We start from the raw sequence: 11,696 nt of genomic DNA, 5'->3' as shown, positions 1-11,696 counted from the left end.
AGTGGCTGGCTCCTACGGCGAGACGGCAGCCTCCCGTGTCAGTGGTGTGGTGCTGGAGAACGCGGGAGTGGGCAGGGGAACATCGTATGGCGGGCGGGCCAGGGCCTCGTGGAGCATGGCCAATACGACGTCCGTGTGCGTGAGTCCGACCATTGCCGCTCCTACCGCGAAGTTGCTGTCGCGGGACATGCCCGGTGTGGTGTTGACCTCCAGCACGTACGGCTCGCTGTCTTCGGTGAGGATGAAGTCGATGCGTGCCGAACCGCGCAACCCGAGTCCGCCCCACAGCGTCCGGGCGTCCTCGGTGATCGCGTCCAGCACGGCAGGGGCCAGGTTGGCGGCGCGCACGGTTACAGCGCCCCTGGAGTCCACGTCGAGCTTCGTGTCGGCGTCGTAGAAGGCGGCCTCGCTGGCCTCGGTGGCCAGCGGCGGGAAGACGATGACCGAGCCGCCCGGCAGTTCCAGCAGCCCCACAGTCATCGGCATCCCGGTCACGTACTCCTCGATGAGTACCGGCGCGCCCTCGTCGCCGGCGGCGTCCGCGAGAGCGCCGGGCAGGTCTGCCGGATCGCGTACGAGGCTCATGCCCACGCTGGATCCGCCGAAGGGGGGCTTGACCATGATGGGTCGCCCGTTCCAGGCCACGGGGCCGCCGGACCAGACGTGCCATCCGGGTGTGGGGACGCCGAGGGTGAGCATCACGCGTTTGCAGAGGATCTTGTCGGCGGCCACTGCGGATGCCCCGACTCCGCTGCCGCAGTAGGGGACACGCAGGTAGTCGAGCAGGCCCTGCAGCCGGCCGTCCTCGCCGTATGGGCCGTGCAGGTTGGAGAGGGTCACGTCGTACTCGACCAGTTCCATGATGAAGTCGGGCTCGCACGGGTTCAGCACCTTCCAGCGGGCGCCGATCTCCTCCAGTGCCTCGGCCAGGGCGGTGACCGAGCGCTGTTCGACGGGGCACTTCGAGTGGTAGAGCCTGTCCTCGGCGGACACGGGCCCATAGACGAGCGCGACGCCGAGGCCCTGGCGGCTGTGGCCCCACTCGCGAAGCCCTTCAGCGGCCTTCTGCACAGCGAGGTCCGAGGTGGGGCTGAGAAAGAGAGTCATGCGAGTACTCCTTCGAAGGTGTGGGTGACCGGGCCGCCGACCCAGCGAGTTCGGTTTGGTCGGGCGTCGTGCGGCCGGACCGTGAGCGGCTCCCCGGCCCGGTTGTGGACGGTGACGGCCCGCCGGGCCACCAGACCCCGCATCGTGGCGACGACAACGGCTGCGACTGCCCCGCTGCCGCACGACAGGGTTTCCGCCTCGACGCCGCGTTCGTAGGTGCGGATCTTCAGCGCCTGCTGGCCGGTGGACTGGACGAAGTTGACGTTCGTCCCCAGTGGGGCGAGGTCGGTGTGGTGGCGGACGAGGCGCCCGACCATGACCGCGTCGATGGCGTCCACGTCGTCCACGATGGCTACGACGTGTTCGGTGCCGGTGTGGGCACTGTCGAACCAGGTCGGCCTGCCGTTGATGACGGCTTGTAAGCGTCGAGGGAGAACCGCACCCACTTCGGCCGTGACCCACACGGACTCGTCAGACACGACCGCTTCGTGCACCACGCCGGCCATCTGGAGAGTCATCTGTTGGAATCCGTGATCACGGTGAGCGGCCCAGCCGGAGCACCGCAGGGCATTGCCGCACATGGTGGCGAACGAGCCGTCCGCGTTGAAGCAGGCGACTTCGAGGACGGCAGGACTGTCGCTGATAAGCCTGCTGATGACCAGGCCATCCGCACCTACCCCGGTACGTCTGGCACACAGGCGTTCCGCCTCCTTAGACCAGTCGTTGTCGTTGTCCGGGCCGAGGTCGGAGAACAGGATGAAGTCGTTTCCGGCGCCGTGGATCTTGCGAAAGCGCATGGCAAAGCTCCTCGCATGGTGAGGTGAGAGTGACGGTGGGACGCCCGAACAGAGTTGGTGATCAGCGCACGCCGATGGGCCGGTACGTCGTCCGGGCTTCGCGCATGACCCAGGGGCCCCGTCGGGCAAAGATCAGTACGCGGTGGGCTGCGGTGCCGGCCGACCGCATGTCCCGGACTCGCTGATAGGCGCCGTCTAGGTAGACGAAGTCACCGATCCGGACATCACTCGGGGGCCGGGTGCTTCCTACGGTTCCGCGAGGCGGAGGCGGTATGGAGGGCGGCTCCTCGGGCCTGCGCTCGTGCATCAGCCCCTCCAGGTACCGAGCAGGAGGGAGCCGCCGAGTGCGAGGAGGCTCACCAAGTAGGCGAGTTGTTGATTTCGGGGACTCATCCGGTTCCGATCAGGTGGCGTTCCACGCGGCTGCGGACTGACACAATCCCTATCTGCGCGAGGGGCACCCAGGCCGCCGCACCCGTCTCGATCGCTGCCGGGAACACGGCGCGCGAGTGGGAATGGAAGAGGTAGCGGATGCCGACCCGGAGGCGAGAGCCGTACCTGTGCTGCCCCGGCCTGGCCACGTCGACCAGGAAGGGTCCCTCGGCGCCGGGCTGTGTCCATACGTCCCGGATGCCGACCTCTTCGGCCAGCAGGCGCAGGGCCGCCTCGCTGAGGGAGTCGTCCGCTTCCTCTGGCTCCGCCTCCGCGAGGGCATAGCCTTGCTCGTGCCGCAGACACAGGACGCGATTGTGCTCGTCGACGACGACGGCTCCTGTGACTACGAGGGGGCAGCGCTGGTCGTGGGTGCAGGTGCGGCGCTGCGAGTGGTCGCGGGCCGCGTCGTAGACCGGCAGCAGCGCCATCCTGTCGGCGGGGTGCTCGTGGACATAGTGGGAGAGCTCCCGGATGATCTGGTCGTCCCTGACGCTCACGGGGCATCCAGCCCGTTCCGCTCGGCGTAGACCCACAGCAGTCGCCGCGTCAGAAGGGCCACATCGCGAAGGTAGAGGTAGGTCCCGAAGGCCGGCGTTTCCGCGGTCGGCCGGTTGGTGAGGTCGACCAGCGTGGTCCCTCTGCGCAGCAGGCTGCGCACCTCGCTGTCGTCGTCCGCGCCCAGGTCCTCGCGGAGCAACCGGTTCAGGTGGCGGGCGATCGCCGGCACCTGGCGGTCCATTTCCGCGCGGGTTGTGGTGCCCATTTCCTGGCCGAGGACGGTGTTCGTCTGCGAGGAGATCGCGTCCACGTCGATGGGGGTGTCGGCGCCCTCAGCGTCCTCGGCCGTCTCGCCCCGCTTGCCCGTACTTGCCAAAGTCATCACTGGCCCCTCCGGAGCACGCTTTCTGCCGTGATGACAAAGCTAGAAAGAGGGGCGGCCGGGCCTCTATGAATGTGCCCGAACTTGCACGACGTTCACCCTAGAGAATCGATGGCCGCCGTGATGAGTTCACGCGCTGCGGGGCCGTAGACGGCAAGTTCGGCCAGCTCGCTGAACGTCTTGGCATACATGGCAAGTTCGTGTTTCTGGACGACGCTGAGGTGTGCCGAGATCAATTCGACGTTCACCAGCTCGTCGTCGTACAGGAAGAACCCCTCTACGGGCCAGAGCCCTGATCGGTCGGCGCCCTGAGGGATGATGCCGATGCTCACCGAGGGGAGTGCCATGACGCTGAGGAGGTAGCCGAGTTGGCCCGCCATCACGTCGGTGCCGCCGATGCGATACCGCAGAACGCTTTCTTCCAGGAGAATGGCGAACGTGTGGTTGCCGTAGACGACCTGCTGCTTCTCCACGCGCACCTTGACGGCCGCCGGCACGTCGTCGATAAGCCCTCGGCGGTCGCGAATGGAGGTCAGAAGGGCGGTGATGTATGAGGCCGTCTGCACGGGACCGGGGATGAGCCACGGCGAGTAAATCCGAAAGCGCTCCGTGCGCTCCCAGAGGGGAACCACAGATTCCTGCGCCCACTTGAGCCCATGGCGCTCCATCTTGCGCCACTCGACATACATGCCCTCGATTCCACGGGCTGTCGAGATGAGGTCCTCTGCCTCGCCCTCCGCGGCGCACGCGGAACACCACTCGCGAAGGTCGCGCTCCGAGGGCGCGCGGGCGCCGCTCTCGAAGCGCGAAGCCTTCGACTCGTGCCAACCCAGGGTCTGGGCCAGCGCCCGCTTGGTGAGCCCGGCCGCTTTCCGGATCTCGGCGAGGCGTTGCCCGAGTGCCTTGCGGGCTTCCTGGACGCTTGAGGAGGGTGAGGTCATGTCGGTGCGGGGCTGCTGATTGGACCGTCAGGCCAGGGCGAACTGCGCGTGAGGTGTCGCCCGCTGCCACACGGCCTCGAAGGCTGACTCGCAGAGCTTCGCCACCTCGGGGGCATCGGTGAGTTCCACTTCCATGTTCTCGCCGTCGCCGTCGAAGTGGTTGACGAGGACGAGGCTGGAGTCGAACAGCCAGAAGTCGTTGCCCGGTAGCGCGAGGTCCGTGGCGCTGCGGCGCGAGAGCCAGCGCACGTCCTCTCCGGCGGCGAGGTTCAGCCCGTCGGTCACGTCGTACTCGAAGCGGATGTACTCGCTGACGGGCGTCGAGACGATTCGTGCCCGGCGCACTTCGACGCCTCGGGAGGTAGCGGCGGTGACGAGGGTGTGCCAGTCGGCCCAGCGCTCGGCGGGGTCGAGGTCCTGTCCGGCCTTCCAGTCGATGAAGGCCGGGTCCGACTTCATGTAGGCGTCGCGCATCTCCAGGTGGACCGCGGTCCTCTGGCAGTCGCGGAACAGCTCCTCAAACGTCGGAGTCCTCGTCATCCTTCTTCACCTCCAGGAAGAACTGCACCATGCGCCGGGGGATCTCCACCACCGACTCGTGTCCGGGGATGTCCATCTGGCGGAGGCGTTCGATGTCCTCCACCTTCCACCCCTGGACGAGGTAGTTGTCCTTCTCCTCGTCGAGGTAGATGGTGGGCGAGCCGCCACTGGGGCTCTCCGGGTCTTTGCCGAGCTTACGCAGGGCCATGATGTCCTCCTCGGAAGCCGGTAACGATCTCTGTGCCAGAGCTTGCCTGCGACTGGGCTGCCAAGCCACGAACTTGCCGAAACTTGCCAGCACTTCGGGCGGCGACCGCTCGGCGTGCGCATCGGCAGGGGTGAAATCAGCGGTGTCGGAGATGTGATGCCATTGCCCTGGGTTGGTGGGACGTGCCGGGCACATGTGGTTCGGCGGGCTGTGTCGCTCGCGCGGTCGCGCCACTGCGTGCTTGTGCGGCCCGCGCTCGCTGGCTGGGTGCCGGCCTTGTGCCGAGGCGCTGGATGCGCCAGATGAGGGTCTTGGCGGTGGAGCGGGCGTCATCCAGTGAGCGCTGGCGGGCGGCGAGCTCGAGGAGTTGCCGGGGTGTGTGGCCAGCTGTCTCGGCTCGGGTGAGAGTGGCGGCCAATGCCGGCCAGGCGGGGTCGTCGAGGACTTGCTCGGCGTAGTCGGGCAGCACGGCTCGTATGTGCTGAGCGTGGCGGTCCACGGTGTAGGTAGGCGGCTTGTGCTGGGCCAGGGCGGCCAGCGGCCGATCCGCCGCCTGCTCGTAGGCAGCCTGGAGGTGGATCAGGGTCTGGTGGGTCGCGGCGACCTGTTGGTCGTTCCTGCGGGCCTGGTGCCAGCGGCTGGCTGCGATCACGACCAGGATGGTGATGTCGAGGAACATCGCCAGGCCGGTCTCGCCACCGGTAACCGGTGCGGTTCGCAGTGCGCGTATGGCGCCGCGCAAGGCGCGGGCCTGATCCTGCCTGGCGCGGATGCGGGAGCGGGAGGCGCGTTCGAACGCGAGGGCAGCCTGCTGAAGCTGTGCTCGTAGGTGGTGGCCGGGGGCGATCAGAGGCAGGACGTCGAGGACCTCGGCGAAGGCCGCGATATGCGCTTGGGCGGCTGTGTCGTTACTCCGGTCGAGGTGGTGGGGGATGCGTTCAGCCGCAGCGGTCGCCTGGTGCCAAGGGCTCGGCCTGCGTTGGCTGCCCGACTCGGTCACCGGCGGGGCTTCTATGCCGGTGAGGCGTTCTGCGATCTTGGGGAAGGACAGGTCGGGGGCGAGTTCGGAGCCGGAGAACCAGATCGGTTCGCCTGCGGCGTTGGTGTCGCCTTCGACGGCGACCTTGTAGCCGCGTACGTCCCCGGAGGGGAAGTGCTGGATGTCGAGGCGGACGCCCTCGACCCCGCCAAGCACGTTGAGGAACTCTTCCGGGCTGGTGGCGATGGACACCAGTTGGCGGACGGTGATGCGCAGTCGTTCGCGGGAGGTCCTTTCCTTGCCTGCGCGACGGGCCTTTTCCTGTTCGGCTCGGGTGGGGCGCTTGGCAGCCGTGCGGTCACCGCGCACCACTTGGTGGAGGTCGTAGTCCTTCTCGATCGCAGCGAGTTCACGGTCGGCAGTGAGGTAGTCGTTCCAGTGGCGTGCGGTGCTCAGGTCGCCACGAACCTTGGTGGCGGCGATGTGGATGTGGTCGGGGGCGTGGCGGACGGCGACCAAGCGGCAGCCGTCCGGGTCGTCTTGTGGCGCGAGGGCGGTGGCGGCCACGACGCGCTGGGCTATGTCGGCCCACTCCTCGTCGCTGAGGTGGCGGTCGGTTGTGGCGGCACGGATCGAGCAGTGCCAGACGTGTCGCTCGGGAGCTCGGCCGAGTCGGCGGGCTTGCTTGACGCGCAGGTCGAGGTCGGCCACCAGTAGCTTCTTTGTGGCGGTGAAGTCGTCGGTGCGGCCGGGGTCGGGAGCGAAGCCGTCCCAGGAGGCGACGAGGTGGGGGTCGATGTGGTCTTTGGCCTTCTTGGTGTCGAACAGGTAGCGGATCAGACCGGCCGTGTCCTTGCCGCTGCTGATCTTGGCGATCATCGGGCTGCCTTGTTGGTGACGGCCTGGTTCGCCGCTGCCGCGATCTCGCTGATGGCAGTACGGACCGCGACCAGGGTGCGTTCGGTCTGGGCGAGGGTGGCGGTATCCCCAGGGTGTGGATAGCCACCGGAGTTGAGTTTCCGGGCGATTTGGTTGGCGTTGTTGCCGATCTTGGCGACCTGCTCGCGTAGGGCGGTCAGCTCGTCGATGTAGTCGTCCAGCGGGGTGCGCTGGCCCGGTAGGGCGAGGTCGCCGTGGATGTGGGCCATGACGACGGCGCCGACGTAGTGAGCGCCGGCGATGTTGAGCGACCGGGCTCTGGTGAGGATGGCGGCCTTCTCTTCGACGCTGTAGCGCACGTCGACGCGTTCCTTGCGCTGGGTGTCTTTGCGCTTGCGGCGACGGGCGATGCGGTGCAGGGCGGCGGCTTCGGCGGCGCGCGGCAGCACGACAGCGGCAGCGTTGGCGCGGTGTTCCGGCTCGGGTACCCCCTGGCGCCCGAGGGTCTCCGCCACCCCCGGGGCGGAACTCCCGTTGGACCGACCCTTGGACGGTCCAACGGCATACCTTGCTGTGCTGTCTGGGGCTGATGTGGTGTGCGTCTGCTGTTGAGCTGTGGGGAGTTCGTGGTGCTGTTCGTGCATGGTGATGCTCCGGTGAGGGGGCGGGGGCTGTGTCACGTGCGTCGCATCCGCCCCATGCCTGGTCAGGACAGGTACGGACACTCGGGCAGGTACGGAGATGTCCGTCCCGGTGAGGACATCCGTCCCCGCGCTGACCTGCGCGGGGACGGATGCGACGCAGTGATACGGACCCCGGGGGAGACGGGTCAGCGGGCGCGTTTGGGGCCGGCGGCGCCGCCGGGCGGTCCGATGGGCAGCTGGCCCGCCGGGGCGGTGGGCGGCTTGCCCTGGGCCGGGCGCGCGGGCGTGGCGTCGTGCGCGGGGGCGGGCGCCGTCTCGGTGACGTCGGGGCAGTGCCGGGCCCAGCTGTCGAGGAACCGATTGCGGGCGTACCCCTTGGCCTGCCTGCCCTTGTCGAACCGGTAGTTGGCCGGGCGGATGTCGAAGTCCCGGAGCATTCTGCCCAGGTGGTAGGTGTTGAGCCCGTTGGTGCCGTGCTCTGCCCAGGGTGCGTCGGGGTCCTGGAGCAGGGCGGTGACCAGATCCAGGGAGGACAGGGCTTCGGGGTTGCCGTGTGCCTCGAAGACGCGGTGGATGTCGCGCAGCAACCTTGTCTTCAGGTTGGTCTGCTCGTCCTGGACGGCCTCGAACCGGGTCATCGCGATACAGGCCGCACGGGCGCTGGCTGGCCAGTGGCCGCCGGCCAGGTCGGCGATGATGACCAGCGGTTCCCAGGTGTCCGCCGCCCGGTCCTCCACCGGCATCGTTGGCGCCATGCGGCCGGCCGTGCCGCGCAGCGGTCCCAGCCAGGCGGCCAGCTTGTCCCGCATTGCGTTCAGCTCCGGTGTGGCGTAGCGCGAGCGGAACGGGGTCACCTTCTCGCCCGGCTTGCGCTTTTGCATGCGGAGCACGACCGCCCGGTCTGTGATCGTGTCGGGCAGGTCGCCGATCGATGCCAGCGCGGCCATGGCGAAGGTCGGATACGGGGTCGGCTTGTGCTCCGGACCGGAGATGCGCCAGGCGGGCCGGTTGCGCTGGTGTCCGGCGTTCAGCAGGCCGCGCAGTTCCTCGTTGTCGCCGGCCTTGCTGAAGATGGCGTCGGCCTCGTCCACCAGGATCGTGCGCGGGTTCTTGCCGATGACGCGGAAGAGCACCGCCGTGGACATGTTCACCGTCATGATCGGCTGGTGAACGGTCTCGTGGAGCACGTCCAGAACCCGGGACTTGCCGCAGCCCTTCGTCGGGCCTACGACCGCCAGACGCGGCGCGTGCTGCAGAACGGTCTGGATGTGCGTGGCCGCCACCCACAGGGTGACCGCTGTCAGCGCCTCGTCACTGGGCAGCACGACGTACTTGCCGATCGCCGCCCGCAACTCATCCAGCAGTTCCGCACCCTCACCGGAACCTCGTTCCCCAGGGTCTGCCGGTCCCCGAGGAGGCCGGGAGCTGGTCCCGTGATCCGGTCCCCGTGCGTCGACGGGACCAGTCCCATCCTGCTGGGCGGTTCTCGCCACGGGGTTGTCGGTACCCAGCGACTGGCGGGGACCGCGATCACGGTCCCCATTGCGGTCCCCTGGTGCAACTGCAGCCTCTTGGGGGCCGGTCCCCATTTTGGCACCGCTGACCTGCGGGTTTGCGCCGGATGTCGATACGGGGACCGGGACGTGCGGGGACCGGGCAGCGGGCACGTCGCGGGGACGGTCCCCAACGGCGGCATCGGTAGACGGCTGGGGACGGTCCCCGTGTGCTTCCATATCCGCTGAGTGCTCGACGGTCCCCGACGCCGGGGACCGTGTGTCGGCCTGATCCCTGCGGCGCCAGGGGACGCCCTCGCCGGGGACCGCGGGAGAGGGCCAGCCGGTGGGGGAGGTGTTCGTGGAGTTGGGGGACGTAGGGTCCTCCATAGGCGTTCCTCTCCGGTGAGGGGCAGGACGTGCAAGGCCCCGCCCCTCACCAGCTCGTTCGTTCAGGGATGGGCGATCAGTTGGAAGTCTTCGGCCCTCGGCGTTGGCGCGCCGGGGGCCGCTTCGTTGTCCGCGCCAGACGCGGGGTCAGGCCGTGAGGTCGTACGACGTCTGGGCATCCAGCCACGCGTCCACCTCCCGCCAGCGGTAGCGCAGGTGACGGCCGACCTTGTGGACGCTGGGGCCGATGCCCCGGTACTTCCACTGGTAGAGGGTTTTCACCGGTACCCCGAGGTGCGCGGCCACGTCGGCGGGAGTGGCGAGCTGGTCACGCTCGGTGCCGGCAAGGCGCGGGGAGTGGTTCGGCAATGAGGTCTCCATATCGGAATCAGGGTTTTTGATGGCAGGCGTGGGCAACACAGCCACACCACCCTGGGAAGCGTCCAGAGTGAATTCTGAAAACTCCCGGCTACTTCCCTCGGCGTCGCCAGGGAAGACCAAAACAGTAAGGGTGGATCGCCGGTTGCCGAAATCGCTCCCGCGGAAGCCGAAATTTTCTGCGGCGAAGTAGCCGACCGAGGTGCCGGAATCCGGTACCTCGGCAGCTCGGAGGCGGTGTCCAGCAGTCAGGAGTGACGCGGCCAGCCCGCCGGACACTGCATCCGATAGATACTCAAATCGCCCACCTCTGCGACGCGGAGGGAAAGTAGCACAACCTCCCCGCTGAAACGGCTCGTGATGTACCGGAATTCGACGAGACGAACGCCACTTCGCCCCCGAATGACTTTTGGAGAGTTTAAGAACTAACTCTTGCCATAACGGCCGGCTGCAAGTTACAGCTATCTGTCATGCCCAACCGACCTGTCGAAATAGGCCCCGCCGGCCTCCACACCGCCCGCGCCATCGAGCGCCTACGCCTCGTGCGCGGCCTGACCCGGCAACAGCTCGCCGCCCGCTGCACCGCACTGGGCCGCCCGATGGCCAACACCGCCCTCAGCCGCACCGAACGCGCCCGCCGCCGCTGCGACATCGACGACCTCGCCGCCATCGCCACCGCGCTCGGCGAGCCTCCCACGACCCTGTTCCTGCCGCTCCCGTCGGTGTCCGGTGACGACCGGAGGGGGTGCTAGTTGGCGCGGGTCTGGATTGAGGACCGCATAGGGCATGCGGCGTACGTTCGCGCTGCGGCGGAAGCCAAGCGGGCGGCCCGTACGCCACCGGGGCGCTACCGCGTGCGCTGGTACGACCCCGACGGCAAGCCGAAGATGAAGACCTTCACCCGCAAGGTCGATGCCGAGGCGGAGCGGACGAAGATGGAGTCCCGCCTTAGCGACGGCTCCTACCGTGATCCGGCCGCCGCGCGGGCGAAGTTCGCAGAGATTGCGGAGTCCTGGCTGGCTGCGCAGCTCCATCTCAAGCGTTCAACCCGAGGCCGCTATCGCGGTGTTCTCGACGTCCACGTGATCCCCAAGTGGGGCACCACGCCATTGGACCGCATCCACTTCGAGGACATCGTCGAGTGGCTCGCCGGCATGTTGTCCGGTCAGGCGACGGGCGGCCGGAAACTCAGCCCACGCTCGGTACGCAAGGCGTACGTCATCCTCAGCCAGGTGCTCGCCTACGCGGTCAAGTCCCGTCGCCTGGCGGTCAACCCGGCTGTCGGCGTGCCCTTGCCGAAGGTGATGCCCGCTGACCACGTGTACCTCGACGACATGCAGGCCGACGCGCTGGCCAACGCGGCAGGCACCTACCGGGTGTTCATCCTTCTGCTGGCCTACACGGGTCTGCGCTGGGGCGAGGCATCTGCACTGAAGGTGGGTCGTGTCGACCTGGACGCCTGCCGGGCACACATCGTCGAGGCGTACGTCGAGGACAACGGCAAGCTCTACCTCGACACCCCCAAGAACCACGAGCGTCGCTCCGTACCGATCCCGCGGTTCCTGACCGAGGAGCTGAAGCCTCACGTCCAGGGGCGGGGAGATGAGGAACTGCTCTTCACCGCCCCGCAGCGCGGGCCTCTGCGGGCCCGCAACTTCCGTCAGCGGTTCTTCGCGCCAGCGGTCGCGAAGGCCGGACTGGGGCACCTCAAGGTCACCCCGCACAAGCTGAGGCACACGGCAGCCTCGCTCGCCATCGCCAGCGGCGCGGACGTCAACGTCGTTCAGACGATGCTCGGCCACAAGTCCGCGACGCTGACCCTGGACACGTACGGGCACCTCTTCCCGGACCGCCTGGACGAGGTCTCGAAGAAGATGCACAAGCGCCGCTCCAAGCAACTGGCCAAGGCGAAGGCCAAGCTGGAGAAGGCCGAGAGGAAGGCCCGCGAGGCCGCCGAGACGGTGGCCGCTCTGGCTGACGATGCCGCGTGATGTGTGCCTAATCCGTGCCGGGGAGCCGTAACCG

General features: G+C 68.0%; 13 protein-coding genes. 2 read left to right on the top strand and 11 right to left on the bottom strand.

Annotated elements, in window-relative coordinates; genetic code table 11:
* Positions 1-12 precede the first annotated feature (12 nt).
* From ACFZCY_RS11605 to ACFZCY_RS11555, 11 genes are all read right to left on the bottom strand, one after another.
* Positions 13-1,107 carry an ATP-grasp domain-containing protein gene (locus ACFZCY_RS11605; protein WP_391171393.1) on the bottom strand — a complete coding sequence of 365 codons (1,095 nt, stop codon included), beginning with the start codon at positions 1,105-1,107 and terminating at the stop codon, positions 13-15.
* A complete protein-coding gene (gene dapF, locus ACFZCY_RS11600; protein WP_391171391.1) occupies positions 1,104-1,904 on the bottom strand; it encodes a diaminopimelate epimerase in 801 nt (266 codons plus the stop codon). Before dapF ends, ACFZCY_RS11605 begins: the two co-directional genes overlap by 4 nt.
* Positions 1,905-2,293: 389 nt before the next feature.
* On the bottom strand, positions 2,294-2,836 hold the full coding sequence (locus ACFZCY_RS11595) for an NUDIX domain-containing protein (protein WP_391171389.1): 543 nt from the start codon (positions 2,834-2,836) through the stop codon (positions 2,294-2,296).
* Positions 2,833-3,219: a hypothetical protein gene (locus tag ACFZCY_RS11590; protein WP_391171387.1), complete on the bottom strand. Its 387-nt coding sequence runs from the start codon at positions 3,217-3,219 to the stop codon at positions 2,833-2,835. Before ACFZCY_RS11590 ends, ACFZCY_RS11595 begins: the two co-directional genes overlap by 4 nt.
* A gap of 95 nt (positions 3,220-3,314) precedes the next feature.
* The gene (locus ACFZCY_RS11585) at positions 3,315-4,160 is read right to left on the bottom strand and encodes a Scr1 family TA system antitoxin-like transcriptional regulator (RefSeq protein WP_391171385.1); all 846 of its coding nucleotides are present in this window, start codon (positions 4,158-4,160) and stop codon (positions 3,315-3,317) included.
* Between the two features lie 27 nt (positions 4,161-4,187).
* Complete coding sequence (locus tag ACFZCY_RS11580; protein ID WP_328342085.1) at positions 4,188-4,700, bottom strand: DUF6879 family protein; 513 nt, start codon at positions 4,698-4,700, stop codon at positions 4,188-4,190.
* On the bottom strand, positions 4,678-4,908 hold the full coding sequence (locus tag ACFZCY_RS11575; RefSeq protein ID WP_016326941.1) for a hypothetical protein: 231 nt from the start codon (positions 4,906-4,908) through the stop codon (positions 4,678-4,680). The genes ACFZCY_RS11580 and ACFZCY_RS11575 overlap by 23 nt, the downstream gene beginning before the upstream one ends.
* Before the next feature lie 136 nt (positions 4,909-5,044).
* Positions 5,045-6,766, bottom strand: coding sequence for a mobilization protein (locus tag ACFZCY_RS11570; protein ID WP_391171382.1), 1,722 nt, complete (start codon positions 6,764-6,766; stop codon positions 5,045-5,047).
* Positions 6,763-7,410, bottom strand: coding sequence for a plasmid mobilization relaxosome protein MobC (gene mobC / locus ACFZCY_RS11565; RefSeq protein ID WP_391171380.1), 648 nt, complete (start codon positions 7,408-7,410; stop codon positions 6,763-6,765). The genes ACFZCY_RS11570 and mobC overlap by 4 nt, the downstream gene beginning before the upstream one ends.
* 185 nt (positions 7,411-7,595) lie before the next feature.
* Positions 7,596-8,762: a DUF3631 domain-containing protein gene (locus ACFZCY_RS11560; protein WP_391171378.1), complete on the bottom strand. Its 1,167-nt coding sequence runs from the start codon at positions 8,760-8,762 to the stop codon at positions 7,596-7,598.
* Between the two features lie 678 nt (positions 8,763-9,440).
* Entirely contained in the window at positions 9,441-9,674 is a 234-nt protein-coding gene (locus tag ACFZCY_RS11555; protein ID WP_391171376.1) for a helix-turn-helix domain-containing protein, read from the bottom strand.
* 467 nt (positions 9,675-10,141) lie between these two features.
* On the opposite strand from ACFZCY_RS11555, the gene ACFZCY_RS11550 reads away from it, so the two are divergent.
* Both ACFZCY_RS11550 and ACFZCY_RS11545 read left to right on the top strand, forming a co-directional pair.
* Positions 10,142-10,423, top strand: coding sequence for a helix-turn-helix domain-containing protein (locus ACFZCY_RS11550; RefSeq protein ID WP_391171373.1), 282 nt, complete (start codon positions 10,142-10,144; stop codon positions 10,421-10,423).
* Positions 10,424-11,662: a tyrosine-type recombinase/integrase gene (locus ACFZCY_RS11545; protein ID WP_391171371.1), complete on the top strand. Its 1,239-nt coding sequence runs from the start codon at positions 10,424-10,426 to the stop codon at positions 11,660-11,662.
* Positions 11,663-11,696: the final 34 nt, after the last annotated feature.

It is taken from the genome of Streptomyces sp. NPDC007983, from assembly GCF_042958345.1.
In the GTDB taxonomy this organism is placed as follows: domain Bacteria; phylum Actinomycetota; class Actinomycetes; order Streptomycetales; family Streptomycetaceae; genus Streptomyces.
This window is presented reverse-complemented; position numbering and strand designations above follow the sequence as displayed.

What these genes read in the sequence shown, in the direction of transcription:
- ACFZCY_RS11605 (WP_391171393.1), bottom strand. Translation starts at nt 1,107, where the DNA reads ATGACTCTCTTTCTCAGCCCCACCTCGGACCTCGCTGTGCAGAAGGCC.
- dapF (WP_391171391.1), bottom strand. Translation starts at nt 1,904, where the DNA reads ATGCGCTTTCGCAAGATCCACGGCGCCGGAAACGACTTCATCCTGTTC.
- ACFZCY_RS11590 (WP_391171387.1), bottom strand. Translation starts at nt 3,219, where the DNA reads ATGACTTTGGCAAGTACGGGCAAGCGGGGCGAGACGGCCGAGGACGCT.
- ACFZCY_RS11585 (WP_391171385.1), bottom strand. Translation starts at nt 4,160, where the DNA reads ATGACCTCACCCTCCTCAAGCGTCCAGGAAGCCCGCAAGGCACTCGGG.
- ACFZCY_RS11580 (WP_328342085.1), bottom strand. Translation starts at nt 4,700, where the DNA reads ATGACGAGGACTCCGACGTTTGAGGAGCTGTTCCGCGACTGCCAGAGG.
- ACFZCY_RS11575 (WP_016326941.1), bottom strand. Translation starts at nt 4,908, where the DNA reads ATGGCCCTGCGTAAGCTCGGCAAAGACCCGGAGAGCCCCAGTGGCGGC.
- ACFZCY_RS11570 (WP_391171382.1), bottom strand. Translation starts at nt 6,766, where the DNA reads ATGATCGCCAAGATCAGCAGCGGCAAGGACACGGCCGGTCTGATCCGC.
- mobC (WP_391171380.1), bottom strand. Translation starts at nt 7,410, where the DNA reads ATGCACGAACAGCACCACGAACTCCCCACAGCTCAACAGCAGACGCAC.
- ACFZCY_RS11555 (WP_391171376.1), bottom strand. Translation starts at nt 9,674, where the DNA reads ATGGAGACCTCATTGCCGAACCACTCCCCGCGCCTTGCCGGCACCGAG.
- ACFZCY_RS11550 (WP_391171373.1), top strand. Translation starts at nt 10,142, where the DNA reads ATGCCCAACCGACCTGTCGAAATAGGCCCCGCCGGCCTCCACACCGCC.